19 protein-coding genes are annotated in these 18,762 nt (G+C 66.9%); 8 read left to right on the forward strand and 11 right to left on the reverse strand.

The features are described from left to right. Positions 1 to 20: 20 nt before the first annotated feature. The gene (locus M0R89_RS16190) at positions 21 to 926 is read left to right on the forward strand and encodes a DUF7551 domain-containing protein (RefSeq protein WP_248650114.1); all 906 of its coding nucleotides are present in this window, start codon (positions 21 to 23) and stop codon (positions 924 to 926) included. A gap of 25 nt (positions 927 to 951) precedes the next feature. Here the strand turns inward: M0R89_RS16190 and M0R89_RS16195 are convergent, their stop codons facing one another. Continuing rightward, entirely contained in the window at positions 952 to 1,416 is a 465-nt protein-coding gene (locus M0R89_RS16195) for a DUF7992 family protein (protein WP_248650115.1), read from the reverse strand. A 387-nt stretch (positions 1,417 to 1,803) separates the two neighbouring features. On the opposite strand from M0R89_RS16195, the gene M0R89_RS16200 reads away from it, so the two are divergent. Continuing rightward, complete coding sequence (locus M0R89_RS16200) at positions 1,804 to 2,643, forward strand: DUF4397 domain-containing protein (RefSeq protein WP_248650116.1); 840 nt, start codon at positions 1,804 to 1,806, stop codon at positions 2,641 to 2,643. 63 nt (positions 2,644 to 2,706) lie between these two features. Here M0R89_RS16200 and M0R89_RS16205 read toward each other — a convergent pair whose 3' ends face one another. Next, the gene (locus M0R89_RS16205) at positions 2,707 to 3,201 is read right to left on the reverse strand and encodes an acyl-CoA thioesterase (RefSeq protein WP_248650117.1); all 495 of its coding nucleotides are present in this window, start codon (positions 3,199 to 3,201) and stop codon (positions 2,707 to 2,709) included. A gap of 244 nt (positions 3,202 to 3,445) precedes the next feature. Between M0R89_RS16205 and M0R89_RS16210 the strand changes: the two genes are divergently transcribed. Together M0R89_RS16210 and M0R89_RS16215 are read left to right on the forward strand one after the other, a co-directional pair. Next, complete coding sequence (locus M0R89_RS16210; protein WP_248650118.1) at positions 3,446 to 4,747, forward strand: TraB/GumN family protein; 1,302 nt, start codon at positions 3,446 to 3,448, stop codon at positions 4,745 to 4,747. Then, entirely contained in the window at positions 4,744 to 5,361 is a 618-nt protein-coding gene (locus tag M0R89_RS16215) for a zinc metalloprotease (RefSeq protein ID WP_248650119.1), read from the forward strand. The genes M0R89_RS16210 and M0R89_RS16215 overlap by 4 nt, the downstream gene beginning before the upstream one ends. A gap of 7 nt (positions 5,362 to 5,368) precedes the next feature. On the opposite strand, the gene M0R89_RS16220 is transcribed toward M0R89_RS16215, so the two are convergent. Together M0R89_RS16220 and M0R89_RS16225 are read right to left on the reverse strand one after the other, a co-directional pair. Further along, on the reverse strand, positions 5,369 to 5,629 hold the full coding sequence (locus tag M0R89_RS16220; RefSeq protein ID WP_248650120.1) for a DUF8593 domain-containing protein: 261 nt from the start codon (positions 5,627 to 5,629) through the stop codon (positions 5,369 to 5,371). 101 nt (positions 5,630 to 5,730) lie between these two features. Beyond that, positions 5,731 to 8,109: an MEDS domain-containing protein gene (locus M0R89_RS16225; RefSeq protein ID WP_248650121.1), complete on the reverse strand. Its 2,379-nt coding sequence runs from the start codon at positions 8,107 to 8,109 to the stop codon at positions 5,731 to 5,733. A gap of 153 nt (positions 8,110 to 8,262) precedes the next feature. Between M0R89_RS16225 and purM the strand changes: the two genes are divergently transcribed. Together purM and M0R89_RS16235 are read left to right on the forward strand one after the other, a co-directional pair. After that, positions 8,263 to 9,270 carry a phosphoribosylformylglycinamidine cyclo-ligase gene (gene purM / locus M0R89_RS16230; protein WP_248650122.1) on the forward strand — a complete coding sequence of 336 codons (1,008 nt, stop codon included), beginning with the start codon at positions 8,263 to 8,265 and terminating at the stop codon, positions 9,268 to 9,270. A 215-nt stretch (positions 9,271 to 9,485) separates the two neighbouring features. Next, positions 9,486 to 9,701 carry a dodecin family protein gene (locus M0R89_RS16235; protein ID WP_248650123.1) on the forward strand — a complete coding sequence of 72 codons (216 nt, stop codon included), beginning with the start codon at positions 9,486 to 9,488 and terminating at the stop codon, positions 9,699 to 9,701. Positions 9,702 to 9,772: 71 nt separating this feature from the next. On the opposite strand, the gene M0R89_RS16240 is transcribed toward M0R89_RS16235, so the two are convergent. From M0R89_RS16240 to M0R89_RS16265, 6 genes are all read right to left on the reverse strand, one after another. Then, positions 9,773 to 10,555, reverse strand: a complete 783-nt coding sequence (locus M0R89_RS16240) for a GNAT family N-acetyltransferase (RefSeq protein ID WP_248650124.1) — start codon at positions 10,553 to 10,555, stop codon at positions 9,773 to 9,775. A gap of 28 nt (positions 10,556 to 10,583) precedes the next feature. Then, on the reverse strand, positions 10,584 to 10,982 hold the full coding sequence (locus M0R89_RS16245; protein WP_248650125.1) for a DUF8055 family protein: 399 nt from the start codon (positions 10,980 to 10,982) through the stop codon (positions 10,584 to 10,586). A gap of 33 nt (positions 10,983 to 11,015) precedes the next feature. After that, complete coding sequence (locus tag M0R89_RS16250) at positions 11,016 to 12,683, reverse strand: FAD-dependent monooxygenase (protein WP_248650126.1); 1,668 nt, start codon at positions 12,681 to 12,683, stop codon at positions 11,016 to 11,018. After that, positions 12,676 to 14,268 (reverse strand): electron transfer flavoprotein subunit alpha/FixB family protein, encoded by a 1,593-nt coding sequence (locus M0R89_RS16255; RefSeq protein ID WP_368408881.1) that lies wholly within the window; start codon positions 14,266 to 14,268, stop codon positions 12,676 to 12,678. The genes M0R89_RS16250 and M0R89_RS16255 overlap by 8 nt, the downstream gene beginning before the upstream one ends. Before the next feature lie 23 nt (positions 14,269 to 14,291). Then, complete coding sequence (locus M0R89_RS16260; protein ID WP_248650128.1) at positions 14,292 to 15,143, reverse strand: electron transfer flavoprotein subunit beta/FixA family protein; 852 nt, start codon at positions 15,141 to 15,143, stop codon at positions 14,292 to 14,294. A 241-nt stretch (positions 15,144 to 15,384) separates the two neighbouring features. After that, positions 15,385 to 16,659, reverse strand: a complete 1,275-nt coding sequence (locus tag M0R89_RS16265) for a polymer-forming cytoskeletal protein (protein ID WP_248650129.1) — start codon at positions 16,657 to 16,659, stop codon at positions 15,385 to 15,387. Positions 16,660 to 16,774: 115 nt separating this feature from the next. Here M0R89_RS16265 and M0R89_RS16270 point away from each other — a divergent pair, with 115 nt between their 5' ends. Together M0R89_RS16270 and M0R89_RS16275 are read left to right on the forward strand one after the other, a co-directional pair. Beyond that, positions 16,775 to 16,972 (forward strand): DUF5800 family protein, encoded by a 198-nt coding sequence (locus M0R89_RS16270; protein WP_248650130.1) that lies wholly within the window; start codon positions 16,775 to 16,777, stop codon positions 16,970 to 16,972. A 52-nt stretch (positions 16,973 to 17,024) separates the two neighbouring features. Next, a complete protein-coding gene (locus M0R89_RS16275; protein WP_248650131.1) occupies positions 17,025 to 17,162 on the forward strand; it encodes a hypothetical protein in 138 nt (45 codons plus the stop codon). Between the two features lie 150 nt (positions 17,163 to 17,312). Here M0R89_RS16275 and pan1 read toward each other — a convergent pair whose 3' ends face one another. Further along, positions 17,313 to 18,527, reverse strand: coding sequence for a proteasome-activating nucleotidase Pan1 (pan1, locus tag M0R89_RS16280; protein ID WP_248650132.1), 1,215 nt, complete (start codon positions 18,525 to 18,527; stop codon positions 17,313 to 17,315). Positions 18,528 to 18,762: the final 235 nt, after the last annotated feature.

An 18,762-nucleotide genomic window follows, 5' to 3' on the forward strand; every position in this document is an offset into this window, starting at 1 on the left:
AAATTTTAGGCTGGCCTAAAATGGTCGGCGGAACACTGCGGGACCTGCGAGAGCGCATCGCGGACCGCCACGACGACGACGGTCGCTACTACGTGAGTTGCGCCCGGACCGGCGAGCGGCCGGTTCCGGTCGCCGGCAAGCGATTCGCCGGGCGCGAGACCGCGGCGGCGGCCGCCGAACTCGCGGCCGAGTACCGGGCGGAACTCCGGCGTTACGACCCGAGACTCCCGCATTACGACCTCGTGGTGTCGGAGGAACCGGGGCCGGACGGACCGGTGGACCCCGCGCCGGTCGTCGAGGAGTCCCTCGACGCGCTCTCCGCCTCCGACTTCTGTCACGACGTGGCCGCCGCGGTGTTCGAGGCGCTCTCGGAACTCGGCGAGACCGCGGTCGAACGGGCGGTGTTGGAGGCGTACCTCCACTCCGCCGAGTCGGTGACGACCCCCGACGAACTCTGTCTGGTCCTGCTCTCGACGGCGGCGAGCGAACTCGACGACCGACTCGCCCCCGACCGGCAGGGCGAGGTCCTCCGGGCCGCCGCGGACCGCCTCGGCGAGCGCTCCGGACCCGACGCGCCGGCGGACCGCGCCGACCCCGTGGACGCTACGCTGGCGCGCTTCGACGGCCTCTCGCTGGTCGGCGATTACGCGGTCGTCCGGCACGGGGAGCGCGAGCGAACCGCGAACGCCGACGGGAGCGCCGCCGGTCGCTCGTGGACGGTCACGGTCGAGGAGTACGCCTTCGACAGCGCGGACGACGGAGTGCCGACGCTCCCGTTCGCTGTCGAACTGCTCCGGTGGCTTCCGGACGCGACCATCGCGGTGTCGGACCTCCGGGCGACGGGCGAGGCGGGGTGGCAGTTCGTCGTCTCGGCGGACGCCGCGAGCGCGCGGGCGGTCAGTCTCGCCGCGCCGGAGCGCGTCTGAGAGCGGAAAAGAACCGGAGTCGCGGTCAGGTCTCGAAGTCGGGCAGGTCCTCGGGGGCGTCGTAGTCGGCCTCCCACTCGATGTAGTCGGTCTCCAGCGTGTCGCAGACGACCTGTCCGAGTTCGGTCATCGCGGCGTTGATGCCCGAGACGGTGTTCCACGAGTCGAGGTCGGGGTGGTAGTCGCGCTCCTTCCAGTCCTCGGGGATGCCCGGCGCGTGGTATCCCACTCGGTCGGCGAAGTCGTCCCAGAAGAAGTCGTACTCTCGGAACAGGCCGAGTTCGCGGGAAATCTCGAACTCGGACACTTCGAGGTCTGTGTGTTCGGCCCACTCGCCGAACGCCTCGTCCCACGCGCCGTCGTGCAGGAACTCCTCTAACTCCTCGCGGCGGTAGTCGGTGTCGCCCTGCACCTCCACGTCGTCGTACTCCTGTAGGTCCCGCGCGTCCGCCAGTTCTGGCGGGTCCGGAACCGCTACGTCGAGTCCCATGCCGCGGCCCTACGCCCGCGACTCCGATAAGCGTTCCTTCCCGCCGAGTGCCGGGGTCGAAGGCTCTCGGCGATCCGGTCGGACGTTGCCGCTCCGACCCGCGAGCGGCCGAGTTAGGAGCGGCTTTCTCCGTGCGGGAACCGATGTCACGGTCGGTGGTCCGCCGGGTCGTAACGGTGACGGAACCGACGGGTAACGAGACGACTACGGAGACGACCAGCACCCGGGCGACCGATTCGGAGGAACGGCCCGGCGTAAGCCACGTTTCGCACGGCTCTCTGTCGGCCTGAATACGAAAACCTCGGCTTCGAAGACACCTATCGCGGATTACTCGCCGACACGGTCGTTGCGCTTTATCTCCGTGCCTCCCGGAAACAGCACCGACGTATGACAGCAGATACCTCGACACTGACGCGTACCGTAGCGGTCGGCCTCGCGGTGGTCCTCGTCGCCAGTCTCGGCGTCGGGTCCGTGGTCTCGACGACCCAAGACGCCGAGGGCGAATCCGCGACGGTCCGAATCGCGCACATGTCGCCCGACGCACCCGCGGTGGACGTGCAGGTGGACAATCAGACCGTCTTTCAGAACCTCGAATACGGTGACGTGACCGAGTTCACGGAACTCGAATCCGGCGAACATCAGGTCACTATCGTCACCGCCGACAACGAGAGCGTCGTCTTCGAGGGACAACTCTCGCTCCGGGCCAACGAGAGTTACACCATCACCGCCGCGGGCGAAGTCTCGGAGAACGCGACGCAGGGCTTCGAACCCATCGCGCTCCGGACCGACCCCGCCGTCCCGAGCGAGAACGAGTCCGTCGTCAGACTCGCGCACTTCTCGCCGGACGCCGGGCCGATCGACGTGACACTCCGACAGTCCGGAGAGGTCGTCGCCGACAACCTGACGTTCGGCAACGCGACGGAGTACGCGACCCTCCCGTCGGGCGTCTACACGTTCGAGGTCCGGGCGGCCGCCGAGGACAACAACGGCACCGTGGTCGCGACGTTCAACGAGAGCCTCCTCGGCGGCACGGCCTACACCGCCTTCGCGGCCGGGTACGCCTCGCCCGAGGACGCGCCCGCCGACGCGCCGCTCCAGCTCTTCGTCGAGGTGGACGCCGGCGGCGAGACGAACGCGAGCGAGACCCAGCGCACCGACCGGGCCCGACAGCCAGAACAGGCCGAGGAGACGACCACGGCACCGGGCGAGACGACGACCGAAGCGTAACGCGCGACCGAAACGGAGCGAACGACCGAGGCGTAACGAACGCCCGAAGCGGAATCCGGCGGTTCAGCCGTCGCTGTCCTTCCCGATTTTCTCAGCGACCGCGGCCAACTGCTCGCGGCGCTGGTCGCGCGCGGCGTCCCGGAGCGCCCGCTGGTTCTCGGTCGGGCAGTCGAGGTCCGGCACCTCGGTCGGCGTGCCGTCGTCGTCCAGCGCCACGAACGTGAAGAAAGAGGTGGTCGTCTCGCGCTCCTCGCCCTTCCGGGGGTCCTCGGCGCGAACGTCCACCTTCACGTCGATGCTGGTCCGCCCCGTGTCGAAGACGAACGCCTCCACGACGGCGACTTCGCCGAGGTCGATGGGCGAGATGAAATCGACGTGGTCCATCGACGCCGTGACGCACTGGTAGTTCGAGAACCGCATCGCGGCGATGGCGCCGCAGATGTCCATCCAGTGGAGGACCGCGCCCCCGAGCGCCCGGCCGAGGTTGTTGGTGTCGTTGGGCAACAGGAGTTCGGTCATCTCGGTGTAGGAGTCCATCAGCGTCGCTGTGTCCGTCATCGCTCGAAACGTCTCGCTCGGAGGCAATCCAGTTTTCGCCTTCCGGATTTTGGCTTGCCGTCGCCGTCTTCCGGCCAGAGTCACCGCGAAACGGACCGGTTATCGCTGTCGTTTCCTCGCGTAACGGCCCAATTCTCCGCGGAGAGGCGCCAGCAACCGAACGCTCCCGACGCGGAACTCTCGGCACGCTGGTATTTCTCTCGTCACCGACAACGGTAAAAAGGGATAGCGTGTAAGGCGAACGATGAGCGATTCAGCCGAGTTGGGCGCGGGAGACGGAGAGGGCAGCGTCCGCGTCCTCGGGACCGCCCACGTCTCCGCGGACAGCGTCGAGGAGGTCCGCGAGACCATCGACGAGGAGCGACCCGACGTGGTCGCGGTCGAACTCGACGAGGGCCGGTATCGCCAGATGAAAGGCGAGGTGGCCCAAGACCTCGAACCCTCGGACCTGCTCGAAGGGAACACGGTCTTCCAGTTCATCGCCTACTGGATGCTGTCGTACGTGCAGGCCCAGATGGGCGACCGCTTCGACATCGAACCCGGCGCGGACATGCAGGCGGCCATCGAGGCCGCCGAGGCCGTCGGGAGCGAGGTGGCGCTGGTGGACCGCGACATCCAGATGACCATCCAGCGGTTCTGGGCGCGCATGAGCGTCTTCGAGAAGTTGCGGATGGTCTGGGAACTCTGTCTGGCGATGGTCGGCATCGGCGAACCCGAGGAGGACGAGGAGTTCGACGTCGCGGACCTGACCGACGGCGACGTGGTGACGGCGATGATGGAGGAGTTCCGCCAGTTCTCGCCCGGCGGGGCCGAAGCACTCATCGACGAGCGCGACGCCTTCATCGCCCACCGACTCGTCGCCCTGCGGAAGGCGGGCCACGACGTGCTGGCGGTCGTCGGCGCGGGCCACCGCGCCGGCATCGAGGAGTATCTCGACCACCCCGAGCGCCTGCCTCCGATGGAAGAGTTGGTAGGCACCGAGTCGGGGAGTCGGTTCTCGCTGTTCAAGTTGTTCGGCTACCTGATGACGGTCGGCTTCCTCGCGTTCTTCTTCCTGCTGTTCATGGCCGGCGTGCGCGACACGTTCCTGCTGAAGGTGTTCGGGGCGTGGTTCCTCTTTAACGGCATCTTCGCGTTCGGACTGGCGAAACTGGCGGGCGCGCGCTGGACCTCCGCGGGCGTCGGCGGCGCGGTGGCGTGGCTGACCAGCGTCAACCCGCTGCTCGCGCCGGGGTGGTTCGCGGGCTACGTCGAACTCAAGTACACCTCGGTCAACGTCGGCGACATCGCCAAACTCAACGACATCCTCTCCGACGAGGAGAGTCCGCTCCGCGACATTCTGGGCCGGATGCTCGACGTGCCGCTGTTCCGACTCATCGCCATCGTGGCGATGACCAACGTCGGGAGCATGATAGCGAGTTTCGCGTTCCCGTTCGTCGTCCTGCCGCTGCTGGGGTCCGAAGTCGGTGGCGTCGCCCAGATAACCGACTGGATGATAGAGGGCGCGCGCAACAGCGCAGATATCATCGTGCAGGCACTGACATGAGGGTGGGCAACGTCCGGTTCGGCAAGCGCGAACTGCTCGACATCTCGGTCGCGTGGGCGGCCCTCACCGTCGCCTTCGCGGTGTTCTTCGGCGGCGGCGGGCGGGCGATTCTCTACCGCCCCGGCGTCCTCGTCGGCCTGCTCCCGGCGAGTCTCGTGACCGCGGGACTGGGCTTCCTGCTCCACGAGATGGCTCACAAGGTCACGGCGATTCGGTACGGACAGGTCGCCGAGTTCCGCGCCGACTACGGCATGCTGTTTCTGGCCGTCGCCGGCGCGCTGGCCGGGTTCCTCTTCGCCGCGCCGGGCGCGGTGTACCATCAGGGCCGGGCGACGCTCCGGGAGAACGGTCTCATCGCGCTCGCCGGGCCGCTGACCAACGTCGCGCTCGGAATGGTGTTCTTCCCGCTAGAACTCCTGCTCGGCGGTGCGCTCGGGAGCGTCGCGGCGCTCGGCGTTCGCATCAACTTCCTGCTCGCTGGCTTCAACATGATTCCGTTCGGCCCCCTCGACGGCAACACGGTCAAGAAGTGGAGCGTCCCGGCGTTCGTCGGGTTCGGCCTCCCCTGCTTCGCGCTGGCGGCGTGGGCGCTGTTCGGCTTCTCGTTCCTCTGAGTCGGGGTCAGCGCTCGCCGGCCTCTCGCTTCTGGCCGTCCTCACCCAGCACGATTTCGTCGGCAGTCACCGACTCGACGTGGGTCTCCTGAAACGTGTAGTCGCCTTGGTCGCCCCAGTCGAGTCGCTCCTTGACCGCCTCGGACACCGACGACTTTGGGTCGACGTGGGCGACGCCCGCGTCTACCTTCTCGACGGTGCCGATTTCCTCCCCGTCGGGACCGACGACTCGCTTGCCCTCGTCGTCTTCGCTGAGTGGCTGATTCACGAGTGTACGCCCAACGCGTTTCGCCAAGAGTCCTGTGGGCGCGGGCTGATAGGAGCAGTGATGAAGTCGATTTCGGGGGCGAGTCGGACCCGAAACCGGTGTTACGAGTCGGCGACTACGTTCCGGAAGTCGAAGCGCGCGCCGCCGTCCTCGCTCTCGGTTATCGTCACCGTCCAGTCGTACACCTCGGCGAGTTCCTCGACGAACGCGAGGCCGAGTCCGGTCCCGCCGTTGTCGGACGCGGTCGTGAACCCCGCCTCGAAGACCTGTTCGCGCTCCTCGACGGGGATGCCCGCCCCGTCGTCGGCGACGTAGAACCCCGTCGGCGCGTCGCCGACCGCGACGGTTACGTCGTCGCCGCCGTGTTTCACCGCGTTCTCGAACAGGTTGCGGAACAGGTGGCGGACGTACGTCGCGTCGGCCTGAATCGCGCGGTCGACGGTCACCGCTAGCGTCGCGTCGGGCGCCTCCACCTCCTCCCACGCCTCGTGCGCGACCGTCGAGAGGGGTACCGTCGTACACTCGTCGACCGCCTCGCGGCCCTTGGTCAGCACCAGCATCACGTCTATCATGTCCTCGATGCGGTCGAACGCCTCCGTCACGTACTCGACCGCCTCGGAGTCGGACTCGTCCGGAAGCTGCTGGCTGTAGATTTCGCCGATGGTGACGGGGTTGCGGAGTTCGTGGGCGAGCATGCTGGCGAACGATTCGAGTCGGTCGTTCTTGCTCTGGAGTTGGGACTCGCGTCGGTCGGTTTCGAGTTCGTACTTCACCCACTGGCCCATCAGGTGCTGGAAGGTCCGCTCGGCCTCCGAGAATCCCTCGTCGCGCGGTTCCGAAGAGACGAAGAACAGCGACCTGTCGAGGTCGTCGGTCAACTCGATGCGAGTTCCGAGGTACGTCCGGACGCCGAACTCGTCGTAGGCCTCGGTGGCCCCGAAGTCGGCGTCCAACGGGTCGGTGATGCCGGTCACGTCCGCGGTGTCGGTCAGCACCCGACAGTACGTCTCCGAGAGCGACACCTGCGCGCCCGGTACCAGATGTTCGTGGTCGCCGCTGACGGCCTCCACCTCGAAGAAGTCCGTCCCCGGGTCGATGCGGGCCATCCCGCCGAGTTCGAGGTCGAACCGCTCGCAGCCGAGTTCGAAGAGCGCCTGCAACTTCTGGTCGAACGTCCGGTCGGCGTCGGCCGCGATTTCGTACAGCGTCCGCTGGTGTCGCTCGCGCTGCTGGCGTTCGAGTTCGTACTTCACCCACCGCCCCAGAAGCCGGTGGAACGTCCGTTCGGCCTCCGAGAACGCCTCGCCGCGAGGGTCCGAGGACACGAAGAAGAACGTCCGGTCGAAGTCGCCGTCGACCGGGACGTAGGTGCCGAGGTACGTCCGTATCCCGAACTCCCGGTGGACGGTGGTGTCCTCGTACCCGTCCGCGAGCGGGTCCGTGACGCTCGCGGGGCCTCCCGTCTCCGTGACCGTGGCGCAGTAGGTCTCCGACAGCGGGAGTTCGGTTCCGGGTTCGAAGTGGTCGTGGTCGTCGCTCGTGTACTCGACGACGAACCCGTCGGTCTCGGGGTCGACGCAGGCCATCGCCCCGAGTTCGAGGTCGAACCGCTCGCAACCGAGTTCGAAGAGCGCCTGCAACTTCTGGTCGAACGTCCGGTCGGCGTCGGCCGTAATCTCGTTCTGGCGACGCAGGCCGCGGTGGCGCTCCTCCAGCGTCGTCTTCATCTCGGTTCGCTCGCGCATCGCGCTCATCATCCGCTCGACGTCGCGGGCCGGGTCGTCGGGTCCGAAGTACTCCTCGGGCGGCCTGTAGAAGCCGTTGTGGTGGACCGCGCCGTCCGACACGACGTGGGGGTGAGTCCGGATGATATCGCGGAGGACCTCGTCCGGGAACCGCTCGCGGTTGTACTGGCAGAGAACGGTGTAGTCTTCGTCCGCGAACACGGAGTTGAGAATCGCCTCGTACTCGACCAGCAGGTCGTCGTCCGTCCGACCGTCGAGCGCCCACGTCATCTCGGCGGTCGCCCGGACGCCCGAGAACTCCCCATCGTCGGTCGCTCGCGCGAGGGTGTCCTCCCAGAACCCCACCATCGCATCTATGTCGAATTCGCCGGTACTGCGGTAGGTCTCGGCCGGAGTGAGGACCGAGAGCGCCCCCGATTCGAGCGCGGCGTCCGCGTCGACGCCGTGGGACCGAATCGCGCCCAAAACCTCCGCTCTGGTGTTCTCGTCGGCGATGTATACGCACTTCTCGCCGCGTTCGAGCCCTTGGCACAGGAACGGAATGGCCGCCCCGAACTGCTCGTCGCGGTCGGCGTAAATCGACGCCAAGTGGTCGTTTGCCTCACCCTCCCCGTGAATGGGGTCGTCCGGCGGGTCGACCGGGCCGCGAAACTCCGGTCTCCGGCGGAGCGCGTCCACTCCGCTCTCGACGTTCGGGGATTCTAGTCGGTCGTCGCTCTCGACACGGTGACTCATTGCAGAACGATAGCCGACGAAGACGCATATATTTAGCCTTCATCGTGATAACGAATGACAGTTTCCGGCCGGCGAGGCGGCGACGGGGCGTCGGGACGCGCCGTCGCGCTCGCAAACGGTGGAACTTTACTCGCGGGACGCGCCGGTTCCACCATGACCGAAGAGGAGGAACTCACCTACGCGGACGCAGGGGTGGACATCGAGGCCAGCGAGGCCGCCACCGCCGCGCTGGTCGGCGCGGTCGGCGACATCGACGAGAGCGAGTACGCGGGTCTGCTCGACATCGGCGACCGCTACCTCGCGCTGGCGACCGACGGCGTGGGCACGAAACTGCTGGTCGCGGAGGCGCTGGGCGACTACTCGACGGTGGGGGTCGACTGTATCGCCATGAACGCCAACGACCTCGTGGCGTCGGGGGTCGAACCCGTGGCCTTCGTAGACTACCTCGCGGTGGACGAACCCAGCGAGCAGTTCTCGAAGCAGGTCGGAGACGGCCTCGCGGCGGGCGCGGAGGAGGCCGGCATCGCGCTGGTCGGCGGCGAGACGGCGGTGATGCCCGAAGTCATCAAAGGACTCGACCTCGCCGGCGCGTGCGTCGGTCTCGCGCCGAAGGACGCCGTCTTCCCCGGCGAGGCCGAGGTCGGCGACGCGCTGGTCGGGTTCCCCTCCAGCGGCATCCACTCGAACGGCCTGACGCTCGCGCGGGAGGCCGCGACCCGGAACCACGACTACGACGACCCGTTCCCGCTCGAAACGGAGGCAGACGGCGACGATAACGGAGGCGAATCCGCGACTCCCTCCGTCGGCGAGGTCCTGCTGGAACCGACCCGCCTCTACACGTACCTGCTCGACCACCTCCGCGACCGGGAGGTCCACGCCGCGGCCCACGTCACCGGCGGCGGGTGGACGAACCTCTCGCGGATGGGCGAGTTCCGGTACGAGATTACCGACCCGTTCGACGCCCAACCGGTCTTCGAGTTCGTCCAACAGGAGGGCAACGTCGGCGACGAGGAGATGCACCGGACGTTCAACATGGGAACCGGCTTCGTCGTCGCGCTTCCCGAGAGCGACGCCGAGGCGCTGGCCGACGAGACCGACGGACGGATCATCGGCGCGGTGCGCGAGGGCGACGCGGTCGCGATTCGGGGCCTCGAACTGTAGCGGGTCGGCGGTTCGGACCCGACGGCGGTTCCGCTTCCACGCGAGTCGCGCGGTACTGGCGGTCGACCGGAGTCACCATCTCCGGCCAACTTGGGAATCGTATATGTTTCTCAGATGATTATACACCTGTCTATAACGTCTCTATATCATGCTGTAGCGGCGGTCCTGCGCGCGGCCACAAGACGCTACTCGAATCGCGTCGTAGCGTCGGTGCCATGACGGCAGTGAAAATAATCAAAGTTCTCGGCACGTCGGAGGAGGGATGGGAGCACGCCGCCCAAGAGGCGGTCGACCAAGCGAGCGAGACCATCGACGATATCCACGGCGTCGAGGTCGAGGACTGGACCGCCGACGTGGAGAACGGCCAGATTCAGGAGTACAAGACCACCGTCGAAGTCGCGTTCCCGGTCCACCAACAGCAGAGCCAGTAGGTCCGTCGCTCCGGGAGCAGCGCGACGCCCGCTTTTTCGACCCGAAGCGCGACGTAAGCCGACGGACTCGCCTACAACTCCACCGCCATCATCACTTCGTCCACGTACTCGCCGTCTATCTTGTAGTGGTCCTCGCGGACCGCCTCGGTCTCCCATCCGTGGTCGCTCAGGAACTCGATTGCGGTCTCGTTCGTCGAGGGTGCGCTCTGGTAGACCTTCTCGTAGCCGTTCGAGGCGGCCCACTCCAGTCCGCGTTCGAGCAGGTGGCTCCCGATACCGTGATTCTGGTAGTCCTCCAGCACGCCGACGGTCAGTTCCGCGGTGTGGGCCAACTTGTCGAGTTCCGGCGCGTAGAGGTGGACCCACCCGACCACGTCGTCGCCCGGACGAACCCCGGTCGAGTCTCCCGAGGCGCCTCGCGCCTCGCCACCGCCCACCGTTGCGACGAAGAACATCCGAGACTCTATCTCGTTGTGCCGGAGCAGGGCCTCGTCGTGGTCGATTTCGTCGGCCACGCTCTCGGCGACGATGTATCGCCCCTGCTCGGCGACCCGCCGAATCGCGCCGACGATTCCCGAGAGGTCCTCCTGGCGCGCGGGTCGGATGGTGAACTCGACGCCGCCGGCCTCGTACTCCTCGGCCGCGCCCTCCTCGAACGACGCTTGGAGTTTCCCCTCCCGCTCCTCCAGATAGCCGTCGCGCTTGAGGATGGCGACGTGGTGTCGGAACCCGCCGGGGTCGACGCCCAGTACGTCTCGGGCCTCCTCGACGTCCACCTCGCCGCGACTCTCGACGTACTCGTAGATGCGCTTGCGGTCCTCGTGTCCGAATTCGAGCGTTTCTGAAAACTTCATGGTTAATGGTAACACACTCCGCGCTCACTTAACTGTTTCTCGCGCCCGCACGCCACGGCGCGCTCCGGTCGCAGTCGGGGACGCCGGTCAGGAGTCGCGCGGTCTCGACCACGTCGCGGGTCTCGATTACGGTCTCGGCAACCTCTCGGACCGTGAACTCGGCGTCGATTTCTCGACCGTGACACCGGGCGTACAGTTCCAGCCAGTCGTTGGCGGCCCGCTCCAGTCCGGCCATCTCGGCGGCGTCGAGCGGTGCGTACTCGCCGGTCCGGGCCTCGACGTACACCGCGACTACCTCGCCGACGCCGTCCCTGAGGTAGCGCAGGGCCCGCTCCTCGGCCGGCAGGTCCGCGGGCGGGGAGAAACTCCGCCGCTCCTCGCGGGCGCGCTCTGCCAGCGCCTCGATTCGGTCGCGGTAGTCGCTCATGGTCGGAGCCCACGAGCGGGCGCTGTCATCCGGTTATCCCTCCCTGAACTCGACGCCCTTGCCGCCGCGGGGGTGTTCCCACTCGGTGTCTGCGACCACCGCGCAGGTCCCGCACTCGACGCAGGGTTGGGTGTCGAGGCTGACGCGCTTCTCCTCGCTCCCGTTGGTCTCGACCGTCTCCTCGCGGTAACAGCCACCGCCGAAGTCCTCCGCGCTGACCGGACAGGCGGTGACGGCCGCGCCGCTGGCCTCCATCGAGTTGTCCCGCAACCTGATGTGGGGGTTGCCCACGTCGGTGTCGTAGGTCAGGTCGCCGATGCGCGCGGCGAGGTCCTTCGGTTCGAAGTCGGCCTCGCCGGTGACTCGCTCGCCCAACTCCTCGGCGATGACGGTCGGCAGGGTGACGTACGGCGTCCGGGTGTCGGGAACGATTTGCGAGAGGTAGGGCGACGAGTAGATGTCTTCGAGGCGGTCGCCCAGCAGGCGCACGCCGAGGCGACCGACAGACGAGGTCAGCAGCGAGTCGGTCGCGTTCGCCACCGCGTCGCGCTCGCCGAGCGCGCTGGCGACCCGATACCCCGTCGGCCGGAGTTTGCCCATGACGCCCTCGTCGCGGAGCTTTCGCTCGTAGAGGTCGCCCGCCTTCTCGGGCTTGCCGCGCAACTTGGCCTCGGCGAACGCCTCGCCCGCGAGCGCCCCGGCCGAGACGGCGTGGTTCATCCCCTTGATGATGGGACCCTGCGCCTGCATCTGGCCCGCGGCGTCGCCCACCGCGAGCAGGCGGCCCTCGTGGGGCGAGGGGTTGGCGGCCTTCTTCGAGTCGGGCACCAGTTTCGCGCTGTACTCGACTTCGTCGTAGTGGTCCTCCAGCCAATCCGCGAGCAGCGGATGAGTCAGCAGGTTGTCGAGCAACTGGTGGGGTTCGGCCTCCCGTTCCACGATGCTGTCGAGGTGGAACACCGACCCGATGGACAGCGAGTCCTCGTTGGTGTAGACGAACCCGCCGCCGCGCACGCCCTCGAACAGGTCGCCCGAGAACAGGTGGGCCTCGCCCTCGTCGTCGCTCACGCCGAATCGCTCGGCGATGATTTCCGGGGGCACGTCCACGACGGCCTTGACGCCTTGGAACCACTCGTCGGGGTCCTCCCAGTCCATCAGGCCCGCGTCGCGGGCCAACTCGGAGTTGACGCCGTCCGCGGCCACCACGAGGTCGGCCCGAATCGGGTCGAGTTCGTCGCAGGTGACGCCGGCAATCTCGCCGTCCTCGCGGAGCAGGCCGTTCACTCGCACGTCGGTCAGCAGACCGCCGCCAGTCTCGCTGGCCATCTCGTGGACGCGGTCGGCGAGCCACGAGTCCATCTTCCGCCGGAGCACGGCGTCGGACCACTCGGTGTCGTGTTCGTGGAGGTCCGTGATGTCGAAGGTCTCGACCTTCTCTCCCGCCACGTTGTGGAGGTAGTAGTCGGTGACGGGGCGCTCGGTCGCCGCCTCGCGGAAGTCGGGGAACAGTCCGTCTATCGTGTACGGTGCCGACTCCTCGGCGTAGACGAGTCCGCCCGTCACGTTCTTCGACCCGGCTTCGACCCCGCGTTCGAGGACGAGGGTCTCCACGTCGTTTCGCGCCAGTACCGCCGCCGCCGCGGCCCCGGCGGGTCCGGCCCCGACCACGACCGCCTCGTAATGTTCACGTTCGTCAGTCATCGCTGGCCTCCGCTTCCGCTTTCGTCCGCAGTTCGCCCGCCTCGACGGAATCGACGAGGCGGGGGAGCACCTCAAACAGGTCGCCTTCCACGAAGTAGTCGCTGAAGTCCCGGATGCGGGCGTCGGGGTCGGTGTTGACCGCGACGATGGTGTCGGACTCGTCCATCCCGACCTTGTGCTGGACCGCCCCGGAGATGCCTGCGGCGATGTACAGGGTCGGTTCGACCTCCTGACCGGTCTCGCCTATCTGGCGCTCCTCGGCCACGTAGTCGGCGACGTGGCCGTCCACGTCGTAGGACGCCGTGACGACGCCCCGGGAGAGTCCGAGCGCGGCGTCGTCGAAGGCGTCCACGAGGTCCAAGCCCAGTTCGATGCCCCTCGTCGGGTCGTCGCCGATGCCCCGGCCGAGCGCGACGACGACCTCGTGGCCCGTCAGGTCCACGCCCTCGTCGAGGCGGTCGAACTCCGTCACGTCCACCCGGAACCAGTCGTCCGGCAGGTCGAGGTCGTGTTCGATTACCTCGCCCTCTCGGTCGTAATCGGGGTCGATGGGGTCGAAGCTCCCCGGAATCACCGAACAGCCCTGCGGGTGGAACTCCCGGCCGGGGTTGTCGAGACAGAGAATCGTGGAGTACTCGAACCCCGAGAAGTCGGGTCGCTTCATGTGGAGGACGCGCTCGAACTCCACCTTCTCGCCGGGTTCGCCGGTCTTGACCGGATTGGAGACGAGTTCCTCCTCGATGGTCAGCCCCGAGCAGTCGCTGGCCAACCCGGAGTCGAGTTCGCCCTGCACCTGCGCTGAGAGGTCCCGGCCGTTGTTGGTCGCCGGGAAGAGGAAGTACCGCGGCTTGTCGTATTCGCGCCACTCGGCGGTGGGTTCGGTGCCGGGGTCGCCGGTCTCCCAGTTCGGGGGGTCGGCGCCGCCCCTCGCCATGTCGGCGACGATTTCGGTGTAGGGCTTGTGGCGGAACCGCCGGAGGCGGTCGTCCTCGTGGTAAATCGCCACGTCGGCGCCGTAAGCCACCACTTCGTCGGTGAGGTCCGAAATCGTCTCGTCGCCGACGAGGACGCCGACGACGCGTTCGGTCTCGTACTCCTCGTTGTAGGTGTCCATCAGGTCGCGGGCCTTGCCCAGCATCTCCTTGGACACGTCGAGCAGTTCGCCGCCCTGCGTCTCGCAGTAGACCCACATGTCGCGGTAGTCGCCGCCCTTGAGCGCTCGGACGTGCTTCTTGTCGCGGGTCCGGTTCTCGACTCCGTAGTCGGGGGTGCTCTCGTCCTCCGCCTCGCCCGCTTCGTCGGGGGCGGCCGCGCCCTGGTCGGCGTCTCCGGCCGCTTCGTCGAGGGTCTCGGTTCCCTCCGTGTCGGCGTACTCCTCCTCGTGGTCGGTGTCGGCCGCCGCCTCCCCGCCTTCGGTCTCCTCCTGCAACTCGTCGATTCGGCGCTGGATGGCCTCTCTGGCGGTCTTCCGGTCCTTGCCCTCCTGCTCGGCCGCGAGCGTCGCGTCGAGTTCCGCGGGGTCGTCGGCCGCCGCGAGTTTCTCCTCCAGTTCGTCCACCGTGTACTCGCTCGGGTCGAGGTCCACGTCGTCGTTCTCGTCGGCCACGCTCAGTCACCTCCCGCGAGGGGCCGCATCGTTTCGAGGACCTGCTCCATCCCCTCCTCGTCGTCGGGCGTCACCATCGTCGCCTCGCGCTCGGAGGGCGCCTTCGGAATCGGGTCCACGCCCGAGACGATGGTCGGCGACCCGTCGAGACCGATGAAGTCGGGGTCGAGGTCGAGTTCCTCGGCGCTCCACGTCGTGAGGTGGTCCTCGTAGTTCTCGACGCGTTCCTCGGTCTCGGCCCTCAACTGCTTGTGCCGGAGTCGGTGTTCGGCCCGGCGGTACGAGGGTTCGAACTCGGGGTCGGTCACGACGAACGCGGGCAGGGGAGCCTCGACCGTCTCTATCTCGTCCACGTCGCCCTCCACGAGTCGCTTCGCCCGGAGTCGGCCCGCCTCCTCGTCTATCTCCATGGAGACGACGTGGGTCACGATGGGCCGGTCGAGACACCAACTCGTCTGGGGACCGGTCTGGCCGGTCTCGCCGTCCGCGGTCTTGAACCCCGCGAAGACGAGGTCCGGTTCCTCGTCTATCTTCTCGATGCCCGCCGAGAGCGTGATGGAGGTCGACCACGTGTCGGCCGCGGCCATCTCGCGGTCCGAGAGCAGGTAGAGGTCGTCGGCGTAGACGCCCATCGCCTCCTCCAGCACGCTCTCGTAGCCCGGCGGCCCCATGCTCATCACGCTCACCGTGCCGCCGCGCTTGACCTTCGTCTGGAGCGCGGCCTCCAGCGCGAACTCGTCGTTCGGGTTCATCACCGTGGGGGTCGCACCGCGTTCGAGGTGGCCGTCCTCGTCGAACGACACCTGTCCCTCCCTGAAGTCGGGGACGCCCTTCGTGAGCACTACCGAGTGCATCGACACCACCTGACAAGATTGAGTCTCTCTCCCATACGTCGTCCGTATATCATCGTCAATGTTTATTACATTAACCCCGAAGGAGGCGTCTCAGGTTCGGAACGGCGGCGTACGACTCGCCCACGACGAGTGAGGCGGTCGAGCGGTTCCGAGTCGCGTCTCCCGAATCAGTCGAACGACTCCGAGTCGTCCGGCGAAGTCGCTACGCGGTTAGGTTAGCGTCGAGTCGAGCGGCGGAGAATCAGTCCTCGGTCGGCGTCTCGTCGTCGGGGTCTTCGGTCTCGGCGGCGAACTCGAAAGTCTCCTCGTCGTCGGTCTCGGCGGATTCAGCGTCGGTCTGACCCGGCTCGACTTCGGCCTCGTCTTCCGGTTCGACTTCGGTCTCGCTTGCGTCTTCGGACTCGGCCCGAGATTCGGCTTCGACTTCGGAATCGCCTTCGGCGGCGGTCCCGGCCGGCGCTCCGTCGCCTTCGTCCGCCGACTCCGCGTCTCCCGCATCTTCCGCGTCTTCCGCGTCTTCTGCGCCTTCCGCGTCGGCGTGGTCAGCGCCGACGCTCGCCGTGCTACTGGACGTCTCGTTCGGCGCGCGACCGGGACGGCCGCCGACCGCGCTCTCGGCGTCGTCGCCGTGGAAGCGCTTGCGGCCGCCGTCGCCGTCCGCGGCGATGTGTTCGTGAGTTCCGGCCTTCACCATCGACATCTCGCCGCTCGCGCGCATCGTTCCGTCCACGATTGCGCCCTCGTGGAAGTGGAGGTCCTCGCAGGAGACGTCCCCGCGAATCTCCACGTCGTCGGCGAGTTCGACGGTCCCGTTCCGCGTCGTCACGTCGCCGTGGATGACCGTGCTCTCGCCGACCGAGATGTCGCCGCGGGCGCGCAGGCTTCCGAACACGTCGTTGCGCTGGCCCACGTCGATGGACTCGGCGCGGATGTTGCCGTGGAGTCGGCAGTCGTCGCCGATGGTCGCGGGTGTCGAGACCCGCCACGAGTCGTCGGAGACGTGGCCGTTCCGCGGGACGACGACGGGTTCGGCCTCGACCTCCTCGTTTTCGAGCAGTTCGGACATGACCTCCTCGGCGGCCTCCTCCTCGCCGATGCGGAGCAGTTGCTGGAGGTAGACGAAGACGAAGACGATGGTCGGCATCGGGTTCCGGATGACTATCCACCCGTTCGCCTCGAACCCCTTCTCGATGTCCACGTCGTCGCCGATGTCGAGGTCGCCACTGACCATCAGGCGACCGCCGACGTGGACGCGTTCGCCGAGGTAGGCGTCGCGGCCGACCAGCACGTTGTCCCGAACGTCCGACCACATGTCGAGGCGGCAGTCGGCCTCGGCCTCGATGTGGCCGCCGAACTGGACGCGTTCGCCGGCGATGACGTTGTGGCCTCGGACGCCGAACTCGACCGTACTCTGACCGCCGACGATGACGTCGCCGTCGGTCACGAGGTCGTGTTCCTCGACGGTCGTTCCGTCCGGGATTGCGAGTTCGTCCAAGGGGTCCGAACCAAGCGGCACACCGGTCAGTTCCGATTCGACCCTAATAAACTTCAGTCAGACACCAGACGGATATCTGACAGTCTCCCGCCGAGATTCGGAGATGTTTTTAAATAGCGCGGTCAAACGCGGGGGTATGACGACGCTCGCGTTCGACGAGGACGGTGTGGACGTGGTGTACGAGGGGACCGAGTTCCGCCTCTCGAAGGATCTCATCGAGGGGGCGACCGGCAAGTCCTACTTCGACGTGACCGACCACGAGGTGCTGCGAATCGTGGAGAAGAACCCGGACCTCGCGGGCGAGGCCCGGCGAATCGGCGACATCCTCCGGTGAGTTCCCGCGGGTTTCAGGTAGGGTTAAGGCCCGCTGGTCCGACGAGTCGAACATGAACCTACCCGCCGACTTCGACCACCCCTCGTGGTTGACCGCGTTCGGAACGCTCGCCGGTTACGGCGCGATTCTGCTGGCGATGTTCGTCGTGCTGTTCCTCCTTCCCTACGCGGCCTTCCTCGTCCTCGGGTGACGGCGCTCGCCGCGTCCGCCGCTCCGATGTAGTGAGTCACGAACACCGACCGCCGGTCCGGAGCGTCGCCCCCGACGGCCGGTCGGCTACTCCGTTAGACTCGAAAGGAAAAGTACGACGAGGAACCGCGTCGTCAGCCGAGAGGTCGCCTCAGGCGAACGTCTTCGAGATTTCCTCTTCCTCGTCCTCGGCGTCGATTTTCGCCTTGGCGCTCTCGAAGTCCTCCATCGTGATTTCGGTCCGGTCGTCGCGGATGGCGAACATCCCGGCCTCGGTGCAGATGGCCTTGATGTCCGCGCCGGAGGCGTCCTCGGCGTTCTTCGCGAGTTTGTCGAAGTCCACGTCGTCGGCGATGTTCATGTCGCGGGTGTGGATGCGGAAGATCTTCTCGCGGCCTTCGAGGTTCGGCTTGGGAACCTCGATGAGGCGGTCGAAGCGACCGGGCCGGAGGATGGCGCGGTCGAGCATGTCGAAGCGGTTCGTGGCCGCGATGATGCGGATGTCGCCACGCTCCTCGAAGCCGTCCATCTCGCTGAGGAGTTGCATCATCGTCCGCTGGACCTCGGCGTCGCCCGAGGTCTTCGAGTCGGTGCGCTTGGCCGCGATGGCGTCTATCTCGTCGATGAAGAGGACGGCGGGTTCGTGCTGGCGGGCGACCTCGAACAGGTCTCGGACCAACTTCGCGCCCTCGCCGATGAACTTGTGGACGAGTTCGGACCCGGCCATCTTGATGAAGGTGGCGTCGGTCTGGTTGGCGACGGCCTTCGCGAGCATCGTCTTGCCGGTCCCCGGCGGACCGTAGAGCAGGACGCCGCTCGGCGGTTCGATGCCGACCTCGCCGAACATCTCGGGGTGTTCGAGGGGCATCTCGACCGTCTCGCGGACCTCGTTCATCTGCTCTTCGAGACCGCCGATGTCCTCGTAGGTGACTCCGGGACTCTCCTCGACCTGCATGACCCGGGCCCGGACGTCGGTCTCGTTCTCCAGCGTCTTCACGATAGACAGAGAGTTGTTGACCGCGACGCGGTCGTCGGGTTCGAGGTCCTCGCGCATCTCGTCGGTGACCTCGGTGACTGCCTCCTGATTGTTGCCGTGCTGCTTGATAATGACGCCATCGTCGGTGAGTTCCTGTACGGTGGCGACGAACAGCGGCGACTGCTTGAGTTTCTTGTTCTCGTGCGTCAGACGTTCGAGCTTCTGCTGGTACTTGTTGTTCTCGGCGTTCGCATCCAGAAGCTTGTCTCGCATCTCCTCGTTCTGAGATTCCAGGACCTCCAACCGCTCTTGGAGGGCCTCGATCTTGTCCTGCTGGGACGCGCTCTCCTCGTCGTAGGGGAGGTCGACGTCTTCCACAGTGTCGGTCATCAAGACGCCCTAGGTTCCTCCCTCATAAGAGGCTTCGGGTGAGTGTGACACGTGTCGTACACGTCTACGCGCCTCGGAGTCGGGCCGGGGAGAGCGACTCTCTCCGCCGGGACTGCGGCGGTGACCGAGACTCGACGATACCGCTCGCCGACCGGACCCCGCGGGACGCGCCGGACCGGTGTGATGCCCGACAGTAATACATCTAAAGGAGAAATATTATTAAGCCGTATCCAAA

The sequence above is a fragment of the Halorussus limi genome, assembly GCF_023238205.1.
Lineage (GTDB): Archaea > Halobacteriota > Halobacteria > Halobacteriales > Haladaptataceae > Halorussus > Halorussus limi.

What these genes read in the sequence shown, in the direction of transcription:
- M0R89_RS16250 (WP_248650126.1), bottom strand. Translation starts at nt 12,683, where the DNA reads ATGACTGACGAACGTGAACATTACGAGGCGGTCGTGGTCGGGGCCGGA.
- M0R89_RS16215 (WP_248650119.1), top strand. Translation starts at nt 4,744, where the DNA reads ATGAGGGTGGGCAACGTCCGGTTCGGCAAGCGCGAACTGCTCGACATC.
- M0R89_RS16270 (WP_248650130.1), top strand. Translation starts at nt 16,775, where the DNA reads ATGACGACGCTCGCGTTCGACGAGGACGGTGTGGACGTGGTGTACGAG.
- M0R89_RS16195 (WP_248650115.1), bottom strand. Translation starts at nt 1,416, where the DNA reads ATGGGACTCGACGTAGCGGTTCCGGACCCGCCAGAACTGGCGGACGCG.
- M0R89_RS16260 (WP_248650128.1), bottom strand. Translation starts at nt 15,143, where the DNA reads ATGCACTCGGTAGTGCTCACGAAGGGCGTCCCCGACTTCAGGGAGGGA.
- M0R89_RS16205 (WP_248650117.1), bottom strand. Translation starts at nt 3,201, where the DNA reads ATGACGGACACAGCGACGCTGATGGACTCCTACACCGAGATGACCGAA.
- M0R89_RS16200 (WP_248650116.1), top strand. Translation starts at nt 1,804, where the DNA reads ATGACAGCAGATACCTCGACACTGACGCGTACCGTAGCGGTCGGCCTC.
- M0R89_RS16210 (WP_248650118.1), top strand. Translation starts at nt 3,446, where the DNA reads ATGAGCGATTCAGCCGAGTTGGGCGCGGGAGACGGAGAGGGCAGCGTC.
- pan1 (WP_248650132.1), bottom strand. Translation starts at nt 18,527, where the DNA reads ATGACCGACACTGTGGAAGACGTCGACCTCCCCTACGACGAGGAGAGC.
- M0R89_RS16235 (WP_248650123.1), top strand. Translation starts at nt 9,486, where the DNA reads ATGACGGCAGTGAAAATAATCAAAGTTCTCGGCACGTCGGAGGAGGGA.
- M0R89_RS16190 (WP_248650114.1), top strand. Translation starts at nt 21, where the DNA reads ATGGTCGGCGGAACACTGCGGGACCTGCGAGAGCGCATCGCGGACCGC.
- purM (WP_248650122.1), top strand. Translation starts at nt 8,263, where the DNA reads ATGACCGAAGAGGAGGAACTCACCTACGCGGACGCAGGGGTGGACATC.
- M0R89_RS16275 (WP_248650131.1), top strand. Translation starts at nt 17,025, where the DNA reads ATGAACCTACCCGCCGACTTCGACCACCCCTCGTGGTTGACCGCGTTC.
- M0R89_RS16225 (WP_248650121.1), bottom strand. Translation starts at nt 8,109, where the DNA reads ATGAGTCACCGTGTCGAGAGCGACGACCGACTAGAATCCCCGAACGTC.
- M0R89_RS16240 (WP_248650124.1), bottom strand. Translation starts at nt 10,555, where the DNA reads ATGAAGTTTTCAGAAACGCTCGAATTCGGACACGAGGACCGCAAGCGC.
- M0R89_RS16245 (WP_248650125.1), bottom strand. Translation starts at nt 10,982, where the DNA reads ATGAGCGACTACCGCGACCGAATCGAGGCGCTGGCAGAGCGCGCCCGC.